The sequence below is a fragment of the Sphingomonas kyungheensis genome (assembly GCF_037120395.1).
Lineage (GTDB): Bacteria > Pseudomonadota > Alphaproteobacteria > Sphingomonadales > Sphingomonadaceae > Sphingomonas > Sphingomonas kyungheensis.
Map to the genome: position 1 here is coordinate 353,499 of NZ_JBBBDM010000001.1, position 17,089 is coordinate 370,587.

18 protein-coding genes are annotated in these 17,089 nt (G+C 68.9%); 14 read left to right on the forward strand and 4 right to left on the reverse strand.

All coding sequences use genetic code 11. The features are described from left to right. Positions 1-104: 104 nt before the first annotated feature. Positions 105-488 carry a dihydroneopterin aldolase gene (locus V8201_RS01675; protein ID WP_271299468.1) on the forward strand — a complete coding sequence of 128 codons (384 nt, stop codon included), beginning with the start codon at positions 105-107 and terminating at the stop codon, positions 486-488. A gap of 4 nt (positions 489-492) precedes the next feature. Here the strand turns inward: V8201_RS01675 and V8201_RS01680 are convergent, their stop codons facing one another. After that, positions 493-1,269, reverse strand: coding sequence for a hypothetical protein (locus V8201_RS01680; protein ID WP_336544315.1), 777 nt, complete (start codon positions 1,267-1,269; stop codon positions 493-495). A gap of 310 nt (positions 1,270-1,579) precedes the next feature. On the opposite strand from V8201_RS01680, the gene V8201_RS01685 reads away from it, so the two are divergent. From V8201_RS01685 to V8201_RS01710, 6 genes are all read left to right on the forward strand, one after another. Continuing rightward, on the forward strand, positions 1,580-2,254 hold the full coding sequence (locus V8201_RS01685; RefSeq protein WP_271299466.1) for an energy transducer TonB: 675 nt from the start codon (positions 1,580-1,582) through the stop codon (positions 2,252-2,254). A 68-nt stretch (positions 2,255-2,322) separates the two neighbouring features. Continuing rightward, on the forward strand, positions 2,323-3,117 hold the full coding sequence (locus V8201_RS01690; protein WP_037535818.1) for a MotA/TolQ/ExbB proton channel family protein: 795 nt from the start codon (positions 2,323-2,325) through the stop codon (positions 3,115-3,117). A 93-nt stretch (positions 3,118-3,210) separates the two neighbouring features. Beyond that, entirely contained in the window at positions 3,211-3,687 is a 477-nt protein-coding gene (locus tag V8201_RS01695; RefSeq protein WP_037535820.1) for an ExbD/TolR family protein, read from the forward strand. A gap of 30 nt (positions 3,688-3,717) precedes the next feature. Continuing rightward, positions 3,718-4,146 carry an ExbD/TolR family protein gene (locus V8201_RS01700; RefSeq protein WP_037535822.1) on the forward strand — a complete coding sequence of 143 codons (429 nt, stop codon included), beginning with the start codon at positions 3,718-3,720 and terminating at the stop codon, positions 4,144-4,146. A 208-nt stretch (positions 4,147-4,354) separates the two neighbouring features. After that, a complete protein-coding gene (locus V8201_RS01705; RefSeq protein WP_336544316.1) occupies positions 4,355-6,214 on the forward strand; it encodes an ABC transporter ATP-binding protein in 1,860 nt (619 codons plus the stop codon). A gap of 85 nt (positions 6,215-6,299) precedes the next feature. Then, positions 6,300-6,644 carry a tetratricopeptide repeat protein gene (locus tag V8201_RS01710; RefSeq protein WP_037535827.1) on the forward strand — a complete coding sequence of 115 codons (345 nt, stop codon included), beginning with the start codon at positions 6,300-6,302 and terminating at the stop codon, positions 6,642-6,644. 89 nt (positions 6,645-6,733) lie between these two features. On the opposite strand, the gene V8201_RS01715 is transcribed toward V8201_RS01710, so the two are convergent. Continuing rightward, positions 6,734-8,830 carry a TonB-dependent siderophore receptor gene (locus V8201_RS01715; RefSeq protein ID WP_336544317.1) on the reverse strand — a complete coding sequence of 699 codons (2,097 nt, stop codon included), beginning with the start codon at positions 8,828-8,830 and terminating at the stop codon, positions 6,734-6,736. Positions 8,831-9,035: 205 nt separating this feature from the next. Continuing rightward, positions 9,036-9,590, reverse strand: a complete 555-nt coding sequence (gene dcd, locus V8201_RS01720) for a dCTP deaminase (RefSeq protein ID WP_037533833.1) — start codon at positions 9,588-9,590, stop codon at positions 9,036-9,038. 54 nt (positions 9,591-9,644) lie between these two features. On the opposite strand from dcd, the gene V8201_RS01725 reads away from it, so the two are divergent. The 7 genes from V8201_RS01725 to V8201_RS01755 all read left to right on the forward strand — a co-directional run bounded on the left by V8201_RS01725 (position 9,645) and on the right by V8201_RS01755 (position 16,470). Then, a complete protein-coding gene (locus tag V8201_RS01725; protein ID WP_336544318.1) occupies positions 9,645-9,827 on the forward strand; it encodes a hypothetical protein in 183 nt (60 codons plus the stop codon). Further along, on the forward strand, positions 9,827-10,138 hold the full coding sequence (locus tag V8201_RS01730; protein WP_271300906.1) for an NUDIX domain-containing protein: 312 nt from the start codon (positions 9,827-9,829) through the stop codon (positions 10,136-10,138). Before V8201_RS01725 ends, V8201_RS01730 begins: the two co-directional genes overlap by 1 nt. Positions 10,139-10,195: 57 nt before the next feature. Continuing rightward, the gene (locus tag V8201_RS01735; RefSeq protein WP_271299462.1) at positions 10,196-10,495 is read left to right on the forward strand and encodes a putative quinol monooxygenase; all 300 of its coding nucleotides are present in this window, start codon (positions 10,196-10,198) and stop codon (positions 10,493-10,495) included. 51 nt (positions 10,496-10,546) lie between these two features. Continuing rightward, on the forward strand, positions 10,547-12,193 hold the full coding sequence (locus V8201_RS01740) for an NAD(P)/FAD-dependent oxidoreductase (RefSeq protein WP_336544319.1): 1,647 nt from the start codon (positions 10,547-10,549) through the stop codon (positions 12,191-12,193). A 583-nt stretch (positions 12,194-12,776) separates the two neighbouring features. Then, on the forward strand, positions 12,777-13,400 hold the full coding sequence (locus V8201_RS01745; protein ID WP_373276441.1) for a TetR/AcrR family transcriptional regulator: 624 nt from the start codon (positions 12,777-12,779) through the stop codon (positions 13,398-13,400). Positions 13,401-13,453: 53 nt separating this feature from the next. Further along, complete coding sequence (locus V8201_RS01750; protein ID WP_271300905.1) at positions 13,454-15,160, forward strand: sensor histidine kinase; 1,707 nt, start codon at positions 13,454-13,456, stop codon at positions 15,158-15,160. After that, complete coding sequence (locus V8201_RS01755) at positions 15,157-16,470, forward strand: sigma-54-dependent transcriptional regulator (protein ID WP_037533842.1); 1,314 nt, start codon at positions 15,157-15,159, stop codon at positions 16,468-16,470. The genes V8201_RS01750 and V8201_RS01755 overlap by 4 nt, the downstream gene beginning before the upstream one ends. Here the strand turns inward: V8201_RS01755 and V8201_RS01760 are convergent, their stop codons facing one another. Next, positions 16,471-17,079 (reverse strand): TetR/AcrR family transcriptional regulator, encoded by a 609-nt coding sequence (locus V8201_RS01760; protein WP_037533843.1) that lies wholly within the window; start codon positions 17,077-17,079, stop codon positions 16,471-16,473. Between the last annotated feature and the right edge of the window lie 10 nt (positions 17,080-17,089).

Genomic DNA, 17,089 nt, shown 5'->3' on the forward strand with positions numbered 1-17,089 from the left:
GGCAACGGAGAGCGGAAGCGCGCGGCGCATGCGGCGGCGCCGCGCGGAAGGCAAGCTGCAATGCGATTGGCAGTCGGGCGCAGGGCTTGCTAGAGGCGGGCGCCATGCAAGACAGTCTTCAGCTGGAGGTCCACGACCTCGAGGTTCAGGTGCTCACCGGTATCTATTCGGAGGAGACGCACCTACCGCAGCCGCTGCGCATCGACCTCACCGTCGATCTGGTCTGCCCGGCGCATTTCGCCCCCGACACGCCGCTGTCGGCATCGAAGAACTATCTCGACCTCAAGCATGCCGCGACGACGGCGTTGCCGGAAGGGCAGCATTTCACGCTGATCGAGGCGGTCGCCGACCATATCTGCGAAACGCTGTTCCTCGGCGACCGGCGCGTGCGCAAGGTCCGCGTCAAGATCGTCAAGCTGGCGATCGCCGAGGCGGGGGAGTCGATCGGCATCACGCTGGTGCGGCACCGCCCGGCCGACGCGGGCTGATCCGTCAGCGGATCGTCCGCGTCCGGCCGCATGGGCCGAGCTGGCTGAGGATAAAGTGATAATCGTCGCGCGCGATGCCGGCGTCCGCCTCGGCCAGCGAGGCGGTGCTGCGCTCGGGCAGATCGGCGGGCAGCGCACAGGCGAGGCGATACCAGAGCAGCGTGTCGCGCGCCGGCGGCGCCGCCGCCTCGTCGACGATCTCCGACAAGGCGACCGCCCAGCGCGGCTGCTCGCCGGGGCGGCGCAGCACAGTGAGCGATACCGGCGCGCCATTGGCGGTGGTGAGGAACACCTGCGTCTCGCCCTCGCCTGGTAGCGCACCCGGAACGTGGAAGGCATTGCCGATCCCGGTGATCACCGGCGGCGCATCGGTGGCGACCAGAGCGCGGGCGACGGCGCGGACGCGCGCGTCCTCCGCGGGCGTCCAGGAAATTTGTGCGTCGGGTGCGACCAACTGTATCTGATCGGGACGGTTGGCGACCGGACGGCCGAACAGGATCACCCGCATTTTCTTCAACTTGGCCAATCGGCCCGAGGAATCAGGTGCAATATCCACAAGATAGCCGATTCGCGGCGGCAGTCCGCCGGCGCCGCGGACCAGCGCGCCAATGTCGGCCTCGACATAATATCGTGTGAATCCGGGCGCTACGCCTGCCGCTTCGTCACCTTTCAGGCGGATCGCGGAGCGGATCGTCGCATCGGCGATCACCGGCGCGGCGATCACCAGATCGGTCAGATCGGCATAGCCGATAGCGCTATCAGAGCCGGGCTGATTCGGCATCGCAGTCGCGCTTTGTGGCGGAAAAGCGGCGTAAATCGGCGCGGCGGCGACGGCGGCAACGACGGCCAGAATGGGGCGAAAGCGCATAACCATGCCGAATTCGCTAGCCGAATGCTCCTGAACGATACAGAAATAAAAGTGTCGCTAAACGATTGTACGTTTGTTGCGTCCGACAAAGCGTTTGCGTGGCGAGAAACGGGACGATAGGGTTTGCGCACTGTCACACGCGGCGTAAGCCGGGGCAGGGGCCTACGCGCGCTCTTCCCCCGGGCGCTGCGAGGACCGTGAGATTAGGGAGTGTCGTTGCTGAATGGCCTATGCTGACCAGAAGATGTCCGGTGGCAGGGTGGTCGCGATCGTCATCGTCGTGCTCATCCATGCGGCGCTGGGCTACGCCTTCGTCACCGGGCTCGCGTACCAATACGTGAAGAAGGCCCAAGAAAAACTTAACACGTTCGACGTGGAGGAGCCGCCTCCCCCGCCGCCGGACGAGCCGCCGCCCCCGCCGCCCGATACGCCGATGACGCCGCCGCCGGTGGTGTCGCCGCCGCCGATCGTGCAGAATCCGAACCCGCCGCCCGTGGTGATCCAGACGGTCACGACGCCGCCGCCGGCCGTCAATCTGACGCCGATCGCTGCGCCGCCCGCTCCGCCGGCACCGCCTGCGCCGCCGGCTCCGCCGCGCGTGTCTCAGGCCGCCAAGTCGAAGGGTAACCCGTCGAGCTGGTACAGCACCGACGATTATCCGTCGGGCGCGCTTCGTGAACAGGCTTCGGGACGTGTCGTCGCACGGCTCAGCATCGGGACCGATGGTCGCGTGTCGGGTTGCACGGTCACCTCGTCGAGCGGCAATTCCGATCTCGATCGCGCAACGTGCAGCGTCGCGCAGCGTCGTGGTCGCTACACGCCGGCGAAGGATGAATCGGGCCAGCCGATCGCTGCTAGCGATACCATCTCCATCCGCTGGCAGGTGCCGACGGATTGATGCACCGACGTTCTAATGCATGCCAATCGGCCCCAGCGGCCAGCCAGATAGATTAGAGGGATACCATAATGCTCACCACCATTCTCGCGGCCGGCGGCACCGCGGCCGCCGAAAACCAGTTCGGCCTGCAGGCCGCTCTGAAGGAAGGCGGCCTGATCTCGCAGTCGGTGTTCACGATCCTCGTGATCATGTCGATCGTCTCGTTCTACATCCTGTTCTCGAAGCTGTTCGAGCAGCAGAAGATCATCAACCAGGCGAAGCGCGTCCGTCAGGGCTTCTGGAACTCGGCCAACCTGCGCGAGGGCGCCGCCAAGCTCGAGAAGAACTCGGCGTACAAGCAGCTCGTCGACGACGGCCTGCAGGCGCAGGACCAGCATGCCAAGCTGACCGATCCGGTCGAGGCGCATGACTGGCTGCACGGTTCGCTCGCCCGTTCGGAAGCGGCGATCAACTCGAAGCTGGGCGGCGGTCTCGCCTTCCTCGCGACGGTCGGCGCGACCGCACCGTTCATCGGTCTGTTCGGCACCGTGGTCGGCATCTACCGCGCGCTGATCAAGATCGGCGCGTCGGGCGACCCCTCGATCGACAAGGTCGCCGGCCCGGTCGGTGAGGCGCTGATCATGACCGCGCTCGGTCTGGTCGTCGCGGTTCCCGCGGTGCTTGCGTACAACTGGCTGCAGCGCCGCAACAAGTCGATCGCGGAGGACCTGTCGGCCTTCTCGAACGACGTGCTCGGCTTCCTCGCCTCGAACGGTGCCGTCAAGCCGACGCTCGGCAATGCGCCGGCTGCCAAGGCCCCGGTGAAGCCGGCGGCTGCGACCACCACCGCCGGCCAGGCCGGTGGCGTGCAGAGCCGCCCGTAAGACGATAAGGCTGCGGGGTCGCGCTTTGGCGACCCCGCGACCAGCCGGCGGCGAACGGCCGCCGGCACATGGAATGGATAGGATAGCTCGCACATGGCGATGAGCACAGGCGGAGGAGGTTCCTCCGAGAAACCATTGTCGGACATCAACACCACGCCCCTCGTGGACGTGATGCTGGTGCTTCTGATCATCTTCCTGATCGCCGTTCCGGTGGCGATCCAGACGGTCAAGGGCATCGTCCTGCCCAAGGTCCGTTTCGATCCGACGACGACCAAGCCCGAAAACGTCCTGCTGTCGGTGACGACCAAGCCGGACGGCAGCTGCCTGGTCTATTGGGGCACGTCGCCGATCACCAGCAAGGACCTGCTGACCCGCGCGGTCGACAAGCTCAAGCTCGAGATCGACCGTCAGGGCGGTGCCGGCAATCCGGACCTCGAACTGCCGGAAGTGCATATCCGCGGCGACGTCAACACCCCCTATAAGTGCATCGGCGGCACCGTATACACGATGCAGCAGGCCGGCTTCGCCAAGGTCGGCTTCATCTCGCAGCCGCCGCCCGCGGGCGGCTGATCCGCCCCGCCCGATCCAGGAGTATCTGAAATGGCAATGAGTGGTGGCACGGAAGACGGCGAGCCGATGATGGACATGAACACGACGCCGTTGATCGACGTCATGCTCGTGCTCCTCATCATGTTCATCATCACGCTTCCGATCCCGACCCACGCGGTCAAGGTCGATCTGCCGGTCAACGATCCGCGCAACGTCAAACCGCCGGTCGATCCGCAGAAGAACAAGATCATCATCGACGCGGCCGGCACGGTGTCGTGGAACGGCGTTCCCGTCGACGAGGTGACGCTGCGCACCTATCTCGACGCGGCGGCGGCGATCAATCCCGAGCCGGAGCTGCACTTCCAGCCCGACCCGGCGGCGAAATACGACAAGGTCGACCAGACGCTGGCGGTGATCAAGCGTTCGGCGGTGACCAAATTGGGCTTCATCGGCAACGAACAGTATCGCAACGATTTCTGATCCCCGCTGAAGGCCATGTGTCTGGGGCGGTTCCGCAAGGAGCCGCCCTTTTTCGTGCGCGGTCCCGGCGTGACGGCGCACCGGCGCCGGGCTGATCGCCATCAGCACGCAGGGGCGTCGGACGGCAAATCGCGTCTTCCCGACGCATGGCGGTTGCCAGCGATGTTGCTGCGCTGCAACATGCCCGCTCCGCCGGGAGCCCTCTGCCATGTCCTACCGACGCAGTCCGACCCGTTTCCTGCTCCACTACATCCGCGTCCGTCCCTGGACCTTCCTGTCGCTCGGCCTGCTCGTCGCGGCCTCGTCGACCTGTTCGATCGGGGTGCAATATGCGCTGAAGCTGCTGATCGACGCGATGACCGGCTCGGACCGGATCCGCGCCGCCGTCTACACCTTCCTCGCCGCCTTCCTCGCCCTCGTCGTGCTGGAAAGCGCGCTGCAACGCGCCGCGGCGCTGACGCTCGGCCATGCCACGGTCAAATCGGGCGTCGATATCCGCCTCGACATGGTCGACTATCTGACCGGCCACCAGATGCCGTTCTTCCAGAACCAGCGCGCCGGCTCGCTCGGCCATCGCGTCTCCGGTCTCGCCGGCATCTTCGGCTCGATCGTCCACCGTCTGCTTCAGGAGGTGACGCCGCCGTTGATCGCCTTCGTCGGGGCGATGATCATCTTCGTCAGCATCGACCCGGCGATGGCTGCGGTGCTGGGCGTGATCTTCGTCGTCGTCACCGTCGTGCTGGTGCTGCTCGGCCTGCGCGGGCACGTCCACCACAAGGCCTTCGCCGAGCGTGCCGGCACCGTCGGCGGCGAGCTGGTCGACCTGATCGGCAACATCTGGGTGGTCAAGGCCTTCGCCGCGCATCAGCGCGAACTCTCGCGCCTGCAGGGCTTCCTCGACGACGAGGCGAGCGCGCAGCGGCGCGGCTGGTTCTTCGTCGAGCGGATGCGCGGGCTGCACGACCTCGCGCTCGCCATCCTCGTCGGCGGCACGCTGATCTGGGCGATCGGCCGCTGGTCGGCGCATGCCATTTCGACCGGCGACGTGGTGGTGATCAGCACGATGACCTTCCGCATCCTGCATGGATCGCGCGACCTGGCGATGGCGCTGATCGATACCAGCCAGCAATTCAGCTATCTGCGCGAGACGCTCGACATCATCGGCGTGCCGCAGACGTTGGGCGATGCGCCGGCGGCGAGCCGGCTGCGCGTCGGCGAGGGGCGGGTCGAGCTGTCGCAGGTCACCTTCGGGTACGACCCGGCGCATCCCGTGCTGCACGACCTGTCGCTCGTCATTCCGGCGGGGCAGAAGGTCGGCGTCGTCGGACCGTCGGGCGCGGGCAAGTCGTCGCTGCTCCAGCTCATCCAGCGCTTCCACGATCCGCAGGCCGGCCATGTCGCGATCGACGGCCAGGATATCCGCGAGGTGACGCAGGAGAGCCTGCGCGATGCGCTCGCAGTGGTGCCGCAGGAGGTGATGCTGTTCCACCGCACGGTGATGGAGAATATCCGCTTCGCCAAACCCGATGCGAGCGACGAGGAGGTGCATCGCGCCGCGCAGACCGCAGGATGCGACGAGTTCATCCGCCGCCTGCCGCACGGCTATGATTCGATCGTCGGCGAACGCGGCACCAATTTGTCGGGCGGCCAGCGGCAGCGTATCGGCATCGCCCGCGCCTTCCTGAAGAATGCCCGGATCGTCCTGCTCGACGAGGCGACCTCGGCGCTCGATTCGGAATCGGAGCTGGAGGTGCAGAACGGGCTCGACGCGCTGATCGAGAACCGCACCGTCATCGCCGTCGCGCATCGCCTGTCGACGATCGCCGGCTTCGACCGCGTCGTCGTGCTCGCCGACGGGCGGATCGTCGAGGACGGCCCGCCGCAGCAGCTGCTGCGCCAGAAGGGCGGCGCCTTCCGGCAATTGTGGGTGATGCAGGTCGAGGGGCTGGATCGCAGCACCGGCATCTCCGCCGCGGGCGAGCGGCTGCGCCACCTCTCCGACCGGAGCCGCGAGCGGTTGCAGCATCTGATGCGCAGCGCCTGGCAGGGGGTGACCGAACGGACCTGATCGGACCTTGCGTCGTTGTCTTCAAAGTGACACACCAGTGTCATAAAAATGAAACCTGCCATTCGGGCAGGGGGGAGACGATGCAATGCGTAATCTTGTCCTCACGATGGCGGCCGGCACGATGCTGGCGACACCGGTGCTCGCGGCCGACCGGACCGGCTATCAGGCGATCGCCGCGGGCGACTTCGTCACCGCGGCCAAGCGGATCGAGGCGGAGCGGCGGATCTTCCCCGACCGGCCCGAGCTGATGCTCAACCTCGCCGCCGCCTACACCCGGATCGGCCGCAGCGCCGAAGCGCGCGCGCTGTACGATACGGTGCTGGAGCGCCCGGCGGTGGCGATGGACATGCCGAGCGGTGCGGTGGTCTCGTCGCACGACGTCGCGGCGCGCGGTCTCGCGCGACTGCCGATGCGGGTCGCGACGCGATAGCCGAAAAGGCGCGCCCCCGCCCGACGCGTGATCCTGCCCATAGCCGGACCAGGCGTTTCGGCGCGGCGGGCGACGATCGGACGAGCCCCCTAGAGGTCGAGGGAGAGGCTGAGTCGTATCGTCCGCGGCAGCCCTTGCGCGAGCAGGCTCGATCCGGTCGACGCCCAATAGCGTCGGCCGGTGACGTTGTCGGCATAGGCGCGCACGGCCGCGGACCTGCCCGACAGCGTGAAACGATAGCCGGCGCCGAGGTCGATCGTCGTATAGCCCGGCACCTCGGCCTGATTGAGCGCATTGACCGCGCGCCGACCGACCCGGAACAGCCCTGCCGATAGGCTCAGGCCGGGGGCCGAGGCGACCCGGTAGAGGGCGAATAGGGAGCCGGAACCGGGCGCGACATTCTCGATCCGCTTGCCGGCGACGTCCGGCGAACCCGTCCGCTGACGCGCGGACAGCGCCATCGCACTCGCGGTGATCGACAGATTGGCACCGACCTCGCCCACCGCGCTGAATTCGCCGCCCTGATAGACCGCCTCGCCGTCCTGCACGAAGAGGTTGCTGCTGTTGAGATAGGCCGAGGGCCGGGCGATGCGGAACCAGGTCCCGGTCAGCAGCAGCCGGGTGAGCGGCGCGATCTTGATCCCGGCCTCCTGCTGCCGGCTGACCGCGGCGGGGAGCATCTCGCCGGCGTTGCGCGCGATCTGCTGCGCGATCGGGCCGGGTTCGAGCCCCTCGATATAATTGGCATAGGCGCTGATCCAGCGGACCGGCTTGACCATCAGGCCATAGGACAGCGTGGTCGGATCGACCTCATAGGCACTGGCGGAGCTGACGTCGGTATAGCGCGTCTTGCGCCACCCGATCGTCGCCTGCAGCCAGTCGCCGACCGACGCGCGGTCGAAGAGGTAGACACCCCGGTCGACGGTCCGCGTCGGATTGGGAACGATGCGGGGCGGGGATGGCTGCGGGGGGATGGGGACCGGGTGGTTCAGGTTTTGCGGCACCGCGCGACGGACGGCGATCGGCACGTTGCCGTCGCGGATCTGTACGGCGATGCCGACGAGCAGATCATGGTGGAGCGGACCGGTGCGGATGCCGCCGGACAGGTCGCCGCGATAGACGAGGTTGGTGAAATCGTTGCCGCGCGTCCGCGCGACGGTGACGATCCCATCCCCGGTGAGCGGATCGTAGCGGCCGAACGACGAATAGGCCCGATCGCGCGTCAGATAGGAGCGCCCGATCGCGGCCGCGAGCCGCCAGCGCGGCGCGACATCATAGTTCACCCGCGCCAGCAAATTGGTTTCGCGACCCCGCGCCTGCATCCAGTCGGCGCCGAGGTTGCGGTGCGGTGACGACAGCGGCGGCAGGACGATCCTGTCGTGCACCGCGGCCAGGCTGAATTCGGTCGGCTCGGTGATCGTCTTGGCGATATAGGCAGCGTCGACGAGAATCTGGACCGCGTCCGTCGGCGTCCAGTCGAAGGCGAGCGTCGCGAAGCCGCGCTGGCCCCTGGTCCACCGGACCCCCGTCGCGACGAGGCCGGTGCCGCCGTTGATCCGGATGCCGACCGCGCCGGAGCGCCGGCCGACATCGCCGGTCAGGCCGATCGCGCCATAGGCGTTGCCGCTGACCGTGAAGCGGGTGACGGGCGTCGTGCCCGCGCGCGCGGTGACGAGATTGACGATGCCCGATGGCGTGGCAAATCCGTAATAGAGACCGGCCGCCCCTTTCAGCACCTCGACCCGGTCCATCGCCTCGACCGGCTGTTCGATGACGTTGACAACCGGCAGCACGCCATTCCACCGCACGTTGGTGAAATTGTTGAGCGTGATGCCGCGTACCGCCAGATTGCTGTAGATGCTGGTGTTGATCTGCGCCTGGCTGACGCCGGCGGTGTTGCGGACCGCATCGTTGAGCGACTGCGCCTGCTGGGCGTCGAGCAGGGGGCGGGTCAGCACCGACACGGTCAACGGCGTGTCGATCAACCGTGCGTCGCGGAATGTGCCGGCCTGCACATAATCGGCGCCGAAGCTGTCGCGCCGATCGGCGCTGACGACGATATCGTCACTGGCGCCATCCTCGGCGCGCTGCGCGATCGCTGCCGCCGGAAGCAGGCATCCGCTCGAGACGAGCGACATCGACAGCAGAAACGCCCGCGCCGAGCGGGCCTGCACGACAGCAACCACGATGATCCCCCTGTTCAGGTCATCATCGATGCCAGTGATGCAAATGACTTGCAATAGCTTGCAGGAAAGGGCTGGATCATCAGGAGGTTGGCGCCGGGGTCGGTCGCGCCGCCATGCGCGTGCGGGCCTTTATGCGCGAATCGGCCCCTCGTCACCGCAGGCGCCGGTCCGGACGGACGGGGGGGCGGGTGCCCTCCCGGCGCGCCTACAGCTTCGGCAAGGTCACGCCGCGCTGGCCCATATATTTGCCCGCCCGGTCGGCGTAGCTGATCTCGCACGGCTCGTTGCCTTGCAGGAACAGGAACTGGCAGGCGCCCTCATTGGCGTAGATCTTGGCAGGCAGCGGCGTCGTGTTGGAGAATTCGAGCGTGACGTGCCCCTCCCAGCCGGGCTCGAGCGGCGTCACGTTGACGATGATGCCGCAGCGCGCATAGGTCGACTTGCCGAGGCAGATGACCAGCACGTCGCGCGGCACGCGGAAATATTCCACCGTGCGGGCGAGCGCGAAGCTGTTGGGTGGGATGATGCACACGTCGGTCTTGCGATCGACGAAGCTGTTGGCGGCAAAGTCCTTCGGGTCGACCAGGGCATTGTCGACATTGGTGAAGATCTTGAATTCGTCGGCGACGCGGGCGTCATAGCCATAGGAGGACAGGCCGTAGCTGATGCAGCCCTCGCGGCGCTGGCTCTCGACGAACGGTTCGATCATCCGCTGCTCGCGCGCGGCGTCGCGGATCCAGCGATCGGACAAGACGGACATAGGCTTCCCTTCGATCCGCCTCTTTGCCGGTTCGCCGGCATCGCGCAAGCGTTGGTGGCAGGCGCCGCGACCGGCTATGGCGGGGCGATGCGCCCGCTCATCGATCTCGGCTATCGCCTGCGCCGCCGCATGCTCGCGCTGCTGCGCTGGCGGACGCGCGGGGTCAAGGTGATGGCGTTCGATCCGGCGGGGCGGCTGCTGCTCGTGCGCCACCGTTACGGGCGGTCCGATTGGTGATGCTGCCGGGCGGCGGCATCGGCCGTCGCGAATCCCCCGCCGACGCGGCGGTGCGCGAGCTGGCGGAGGAGACCGGCTGCACGCTCGACGCGCCGACCGCGATCGGCCGGTTCGAGGCGCGGCAGGAGGGGCGGCGCGATACCGTCTTCCTGTTCCGCGGAACGACGCGGGACGCGCCGGCGGCCGATGGCGTCGAACTGGCCGAGGCGCGGCTGTTCGCGCTCGACGATCTGCCGGCGGCGGTGTCGCCGGCGACGGCGCGACGGATCGCCGAATATCGCGGCACCGCGGCGGCCGATGGCCGCTGGTAGGCTTGCCGCGACGTGCCGCCGCTCCCAGTTGGGGGCGACACGATAAGGATTAGCGGCATGGCCATCAAAGTGATCGCATTCGTCTCGGTAAAGCCCGGCGCGGAGGCGGCGTTCGTCGCGGCGGCGCGCGTCTGTGTCGCAGCGTCGCGGGCCGAGCCGGGCACGCTCCATTACGAGCTGTGGCGCGAGACCGAGGGCGCGCGGCGGTTCGTCTTCAACGAACTTTATGCCGATCAGGCGGCGGTCGACGCGCATATGCAATCGGATCATTTCAAGGCGTTCGGCCTCGCCGCGCGCGATCTTGCGACGGCACGGCCAGAGATCATCGTGACCGAGGCGGTCGACGTCGCCGGCTGACCCGGCGCGCGCACGGGTGGCTGGCGGGCGCGAAATCGGCTAAGGCGGGTCATGCTCCGCATCACCGAATTGAAGCTGCCGCTCAACCATCCGGAGGAGGCGCTGGCCGCGGCGATCCGCAACCGGCTGCGCATCACGCCGCGCGACCTCGTCCGCTATACCGTCGCGCGGCGCGCGCACGACGCGCGCGACAAGATGGACATCCACTTCGTCTATTCGATCGACGTGACGGTCAAGAACGAGGCGGCGGTGCTCGCCCGGTTCAAGCGGGACCGCCACGTCAACCCGACGCCGGACACCGGCTATCGCTTCGTCGCCAAGGCCCCGGCGGGCTATGCCGGGCCGCGGCCGGTGGTGGTCGGGGCGGGGCCGTGCGGGCTCTTCGCCGGGCTGATCCTCGCGCAGATGGGCTTCCGGCCGATCATCCTCGATCGCGGCAAGGTGGTGCGCGAGCGGACCAAGGACACCTGGGGCCTGTGGCGGCGCAGCGAACTCAATCCCGAATCGAACGTCCAGTTCGGCGAGGGCGGCGCCGGCACCTTCTCCGACGGCAAATTGTGGAGCCAGATCAAGGATCCGCGCCATCTCGGCCGCAAGGTGCTGAGCGAGTTCGTCAAGGCCGGCGCGCCCGAGGAGATCCTCACCGAGGCGCATCCGCATATCGGCACCTTCCGCCTGGTGACGATGGTCGAGAGCATGCGCGCGACGGTCGAGGCGCTCGGCGGCGAATATCGCTTCGAACGCCGCGTCGACGATATCGAGGTGGCGACCGGGGCGGACGGCAGCCGCCGCCTCGCCGCGCTCCACCTCAGCACCGGCGAGCGGCTGGCGACCGATGGGCCGGTGGTGCTCGCGCTCGGGCATAGCGCGCGGGATACGTTCGCGATGCTGCATGCGCGCGGTGTCTTCCTCGAAGCCAAGCCCTTTTCGATCGGCGTTCGGATCGAACATCCGCAAAGCTGGATCGACGAGGCGCGGTTCGGGCCGTGCGCCGGCCATCCCGATCTCGGCGCGGCGGCGTACAGCCTGTCGCACCACTGCAAGAACGGGCGCACCGTCTACAGCTTCTGCATGTGCCCGGGCGGCACCGTCGTCGCCGCGACTTCGGAGCCGGGGCGGGTCGCGACCAACGGCATGAGCCAATATTCGCGCAACGAGCGCAACGCCAATTCGGGGATCGTCGTCGGCATCGATCCGGCGCGCGACTATCCCGGCGATCCGCTCGCCGGCATCGCGCTGCAACGGCAGCTCGAGACGCGCGCGTTCGAGGCGGGCGGCGGCGCCTATCGCGCGCCGGCGCAGCGGCTCGGCGACTTCCTCGCCGGCCGGCCGTCGACGCGGCTCGGCAGCGTCATCCCCTCCTATCGCCCCGGCGTGACGATGACCGATCTCGCCGAGGTGCTGCCCGACTTCGCGGTCACCGCGATGCGCGAGGCGCTGGTCGCCTTCGGCCAGCAGATCCCCGGCTACGATCATCCCGATGCGGTGATGACCGGGGTCGAGACGCGCACCTCGTCGCCGCTGCGCATCACCCGTGGCGACGATTTCCAGAGCGTCAACACCGCCGGCCTGTTCCCGGCGGGCGAGGGGGCAGGCTATGCCGGCGGCATCCTCTCCGCCGCGGTCGACGGCATCAAGATCGCCGAGGCGGTGGCGCGCGAGCTGGTCGGCCGGCCGGTGCTGGCGGATGCGGCCTGAGGGGGCGGGGGCTCGCTAGGAAAGAAGGTGTATTCGCGCGGAGGCGCGGAGCTTCGCGTAGCTGCCGCCGGCACCTGACGCAGTTGAGCAAGCCGTCCTAGTTCAAGACTTCCGCAAAAGGCGCTACGCGTGCCGCACACACCAGTATTCCCGCGCAGGCGAGACCCCTGCGAAAGTTTCGAAACCGCCGCGGCGAAGGCCGCGGCCCAGTTTGGAGGCCTTTGTAACTAATTGCAAAGCTTCACCAAACTGGACCCCGGCCTGCGCCGGGGTGGTACGTGGGCAGGTCGGGTTGCTACTTTCGCAGAGGTCTCGCGCAGGCGGGAATCCAGTGCCGAGCAGAACAGTGGCCGGAGACAAGAAACTGGGCTCCCGCTTTCGCGGGAGCACTGGCTACTCTTGGGTGCGTCGGCGCGGTCTGGCGGCGACGTTCGTATCTGCGCACCGGCGGTTGAGCGGAGGCGGCATCTTCGCTCCCGCCGACCCTCGCCTTGGCCTGTCCCCCGCCCGGCCGAGAAAGGTTGCAGTCCGCAACGCCTTGTATGGGACGCCCGCGAGTTCTATACTGAGCGATATGGAAAGCATGACCCTGTCGCATGACGACGCGCCGGTGCCCGCCAAGGGCCGCCCGCGCGAGTTCTGCACCGACACTGCGCTCGCCGCGGCGCTGCGCGTGTTCTGGAGCAAGGGCTATGAGGGCGCGTCGCTCGCCGATCTGACCGAGGCGATGGGGATCACCCGGCCGAGCCTCTACGCCGCCTTCGGCAATAAGGAAGCCTTGTTCAACAAGGCGCTCGATCTCTACGAGGCGGAGAAGCTTGCCTATGTCCGGCAGGCGCTCGACCAGCCGACCGCGCGCGGCGTCGCCGAGACGATCCTGCGCGGTGCGCTCGCCCTGCAGACCGGGCAGAGTGGCGATCCTAAGGGCTGTCTCGGCGTGATCAGTGCGATGCCGTGCGGCGCGGAGGCCGATTCGATCAAGGCGCATGTCAGTGCGCGCCGTGCCTCGTCGCATGCGGCGCTGATCGAGCGGTTCGATCGCGCCAAGGCGGAGGGCGACCTGCCGCCGCATGTCGACGCCACCGGGCTGACCTGCTGCCTCTACGCGCTGTTGCAGGGCATGGCGGTGCAGGCCGGATCGGGCGCGAGCCGTACCGATCTCGAGCGGCTGGTCGATACCAGCCTGACGATCTGGCCCAGCCGCTAGGCCGGCTGCGGCGGCTGGCGTGGCTGCCGCTGCTCGCCGGGCTGATCGCGGTGATGATCCTCGCCGGCACGCGCTGGGCGGAGACGACCGCGCGGACGGCGGCGGATCGCGAGGCGCTGACGCTGGCGCGCACCCATGCCGGCCTGCTGACCAGCGAGTTGCAGAAATTCCGGCTGCTGCCGCTGGTGCTCGCCGAATATCCCGACGTGCCGGTCGCGCTCGCCGGCGATGCCGCGGCACTGCGGCGGCTCGACGCGACGCTCGAACTGCTCGCGACCCGCACCGATGCCGCCGCGCTCTATGCGATCGATGCGCGCGGCCGTGCGGTGGCGGCGAGCAACTGGCGCAGCGAGGCGAGCTTCGTCGGCCAGGATTATACCTTCCGCCGCTATTTCACCGAGGCGATGGCGCGCGGCACGTCGGAGCTGTTCGCGCTCGGTACGGTGAGCGGGCGGCCCGGCCTGTATCTCGCGCGGCGGATCGATCGCGGCGGGCGGGCGCTGGGGGTGATTGTCGTCAAGGTCGAGTTCGACCGGCTCGAGCGCGAATGGGCGCAGTCGCCCGGCGCGACGATCCTGACCGATCCGCGCGGCCTGATCCTCGTCACCAGCGTGCCGGCGTGGCGCTTCCATCCGATCCGACCGCTCGACGCGGCGCGCCGCGCCCGGCTGATCCGCTCGCGCCAGTTCGGCGCGGCGCCGCCGTTCACCCCCGCCTTCGCGATCGACGGGCGCGACGTCCGCGCGATCCGCGACGCACGGCCGCTCCGCTACCGCAGCGCGAGCGTCGCCGCGCCGCTCGATGGCGGGACGGTGTCGCATCTCACCCCGCTGCGTCCGGCGCTTGCGGGCGCGCGGACGCAGGCGGCGCTCGGCGGGCTGGTGCTGCTGCTCGTCGTCGCTGTCGCGGGCGGGATCGCGTGGCGCGGCGCCGACCGGCGGCGGTCGCAGACCCAGGCGCGCGAATCGCTCGAACGCGCGGTGGTGCAGCGCACGCGCGAGCTGCGCGAGGCGAATGCCCGGCTGATCGTCGAATCGCAGGAGCGCGCCGAGGCGGACCGCCGCTTCCGCGCCGCACGCGAGGAGCTGGCGCAGGCCAACCGGTTGGGCTCGCTCGGCCAGATCACCGCCGGCGTCGCGCATGAGATCAACCAGCCGCTCGCCGCGATCCGGACCTTCGCGGAGAATGGCGCGACCCTGCTCGACCGGGGCGCGGCCGATGCGGCGCGCGACACGCTCGGCCGGATCGTCGCGCTGACCGACCGGATCGCGACGATCACCGGCGAGCTGCGCGCCTTCGCCCGCCGCCGCACGCCGTCGCGCGGCGCGCCGACACTGGGCGCGGCGATCGAGGGGACGCTGTTGCTGATCGGCGAGCGCGCGCGCGGCATCGTCGTCGACACCGTCGCCGCAGAGCTGCGCGACGCGCGCGTCGTCGGCGATCGCATCCGGCTCGAACAGATTCTCGTCAACGTCATCGGCAATGCGCTCGATGCGGTCGCCGGATGCGACCAGCCCGAGGTGCGGATCGCGGCCAGCGCGACCGCGGAGACGCTGACGGTGCGCATCGCCGACACCGGCCCCGGTATCGATCCCGCCATCGCCGACACGGTGTTCGAACCCTTCGCCTCCGCCAAGCCGGAGGGACTCGGCCTGGGGCTGGCGATCGCGCGCGACATCGCGCGCGAATTCGGTGGCGAGCTGACCGTCGCACCGGACGGGCCGGGCGCGACCTTCCTGCTGACGTTGCGGCGCGCATGAGCGGGCAGGTGATGTTCGTCGAGGACGACGAGGCGCTGCGCTTCGCGACCGTGCAGGCGCTGGAGCTGGCCGGGCTGACCGTCCGCGCCTTCGCCGGGGCGGAGGCGGCGCTCGCCGCGCTGCCCGCCGATTTCGACGGCGTCATCGTCTCCGATATCCGCATGCCGCGCATCGACGGGCTGCAATTGCTTGCCCGGCTGCGCGCGATCGACGCCGATCTGCCGGTGATCCTCGTCACCGGTCATGGCGATGTGCCGATGGCGGTGGCGGCGTTGCGCGACGGCGCGTTCGACTTCCTCACCAAGCCGTTCGCCACCGACCACCTCGTCGCGACGATCGGCCGGGCGCTGGAGCGGCGCGCGCTGGTGATCGAGAACCGGCGGCTGCGCGCCGCGCTCGATGCCGGCGACGACCATCCGCTGATCGGCGACAGCGCCGCGATCGTCCGGCTGCGCGCGACGATCGCGCGGCTCGCCGCCGCCGATCTCGACGTGCTGGTCGAAGGCGAGACCGGCACCGGCAAGGAACTGGCCGCGGTGCTGCTCCACCGGCTCGGGCCGCGGCGCGGCCGGCCGTTCGTCGCGGTCGATTGCAGCGCCTTGGGCGAGGAAGGGGCGGCCGATCTGTTCGGCCATGCCGCCGACAGCGTCGCGCACACCCGGCTGTCGCGCACCGGTGCGATCGCGGCGTCGAGCGGCGGCACCTTGCTGCTCGACGCGGTCGACGCGCTGTCGCCGGCGATCCAGGCAGCGCTGACCCGCGTCATCGAGGAGCGCGAGGTGCAGCCGATCGGCGCGGAGCGGGCGGAGGCGGTGCAATTGCGCGTCGTCGCGACCAGCCGCGACGACCTCGCGCAGGCGGTCGCGGCGGGGCAGTTCCGGGCCGACCTCTACCATCGGCTGGCGATGACGCGGATCGCGCTGCCGCCGCTGCGCGAGCGCGAGCATGACCGGCTGCTGCTGTTCGTCGCCTTCGTCGATCAGGCGCGCGAGGCGCTGGCGCGACCCGATTATGCGATCGGCGAGGCGGAGCGGCAGCATGTCCTGTCGCACGGCTGGCCGGGCAACGTCCGCGAATTGCGCAACTATGCCTATGCCTGCGTGCTCGCCGCGGAGGATCGGCCGGACAGCGCCCCGCAGGACCTGCCGAGCCAGGTCGCCGAATTCGAGACGCGCGTCATCGTCGATGCGTTGCGCGCGAGCGGCGGCAATGTCGTCAGGGCCGTCGAACTGCTCGGCGTGCCGCGCAAGACGCTCTACTATAAGCTGGCGCGCTACGGCATCGATCCCGATGCCTTCCGCCGGGCGTGATCAGCCGTCCTGCTTGTCGACCACGGCGGCGCGACGCAGCGCATCGACGTCGCGGTCGATCGTCGCGACCAGCGCCTCGACCAACGCCGAATCATCCTCGTCGGGGCGCACCATGCTGTGGTGCAGCATGCCCAGCGACATGATCAGGATGACATCGGCAAGCGCCGACCGCCGGTCCGCCAGCGCGTCTCCGGGGGCGAGCATCTCGAGCGCGTCGAGCATCAGCGCGCGGACGTCCTGATGCGTCGCGTTGAAGATCGAGGCGATGCGGCTGTTGCGCGCCGCCTCGGCCAGGATCTCGGCGAACAGGCGCGGGTCGCCGTCGCTCTCGTCGTCGTCCCGGCCGGGGGTGACGAGCTGGTGGAGCCAGTCGCGGACGTGGCCGACGTCCTTGGCCTGGATCGCCCGGCGTAGCGACTCGGCGGACAGGAAGGACCGGCAGTCCGAGTTGACGATCGCCGCGACGATATCCTCCTTGGCGGAGAAATCGCGATACAGCTGACCGACCGCGACGCCCGATTCGCGCGCGATCTGGGCGATGCCAGTGGCATGGAAACCGTTTTCGATGAACAATCTACGTGCCGCCTCGATGACCTTGAAACGGCGCATTTCCGCATTG

Coding starts and splice junctions, on each gene's coding strand:
- V8201_RS01675 (WP_271299468.1), top strand. CDS start 105: ATGCAAGACAGTCTTCAGCTGGAGGTCCACGACCTCGAGGTTCAGGTG.
- V8201_RS01680 (WP_336544315.1), bottom strand. CDS start 1,269: ATGCCGAATCAGCCCGGCTCTGATAGCGCTATCGGCTATGCCGATCTG.
- V8201_RS01685 (WP_271299466.1), top strand. CDS start 1,580: ATGGCCTATGCTGACCAGAAGATGTCCGGTGGCAGGGTGGTCGCGATC.
- V8201_RS01690 (WP_037535818.1), top strand. CDS start 2,323: ATGCTCACCACCATTCTCGCGGCCGGCGGCACCGCGGCCGCCGAAAAC.
- V8201_RS01695 (WP_037535820.1), top strand. CDS start 3,211: ATGGCGATGAGCACAGGCGGAGGAGGTTCCTCCGAGAAACCATTGTCG.
- V8201_RS01700 (WP_037535822.1), top strand. CDS start 3,718: ATGGCAATGAGTGGTGGCACGGAAGACGGCGAGCCGATGATGGACATG.
- V8201_RS01705 (WP_336544316.1), top strand. CDS start 4,355: ATGTCCTACCGACGCAGTCCGACCCGTTTCCTGCTCCACTACATCCGC.
- V8201_RS01710 (WP_037535827.1), top strand. CDS start 6,300: ATGCGTAATCTTGTCCTCACGATGGCGGCCGGCACGATGCTGGCGACA.
- dcd (WP_037533833.1), bottom strand. CDS start 9,590: ATGTCCGTCTTGTCCGATCGCTGGATCCGCGACGCCGCGCGCGAGCAG.
- V8201_RS01730 (WP_271300906.1), top strand. CDS start 9,827: ATGCTGCCGGGCGGCGGCATCGGCCGTCGCGAATCCCCCGCCGACGCG.
- V8201_RS01735 (WP_271299462.1), top strand. CDS start 10,196: ATGGCCATCAAAGTGATCGCATTCGTCTCGGTAAAGCCCGGCGCGGAG.
- V8201_RS01740 (WP_336544319.1), top strand. CDS start 10,547: ATGCTCCGCATCACCGAATTGAAGCTGCCGCTCAACCATCCGGAGGAG.
- V8201_RS01745 (WP_373276441.1), top strand. CDS start 12,777: ATGACCCTGTCGCATGACGACGCGCCGGTGCCCGCCAAGGGCCGCCCG.
- V8201_RS01750 (WP_271300905.1), top strand. CDS start 13,454: ATGATCCTCGCCGGCACGCGCTGGGCGGAGACGACCGCGCGGACGGCG.
- V8201_RS01755 (WP_037533842.1), top strand. CDS start 15,157: ATGAGCGGGCAGGTGATGTTCGTCGAGGACGACGAGGCGCTGCGCTTC.
- V8201_RS01760 (WP_037533843.1), bottom strand. CDS start 17,079: ATGCGCCGTTTCAAGGTCATCGAGGCGGCACGTAGATTGTTCATCGAA.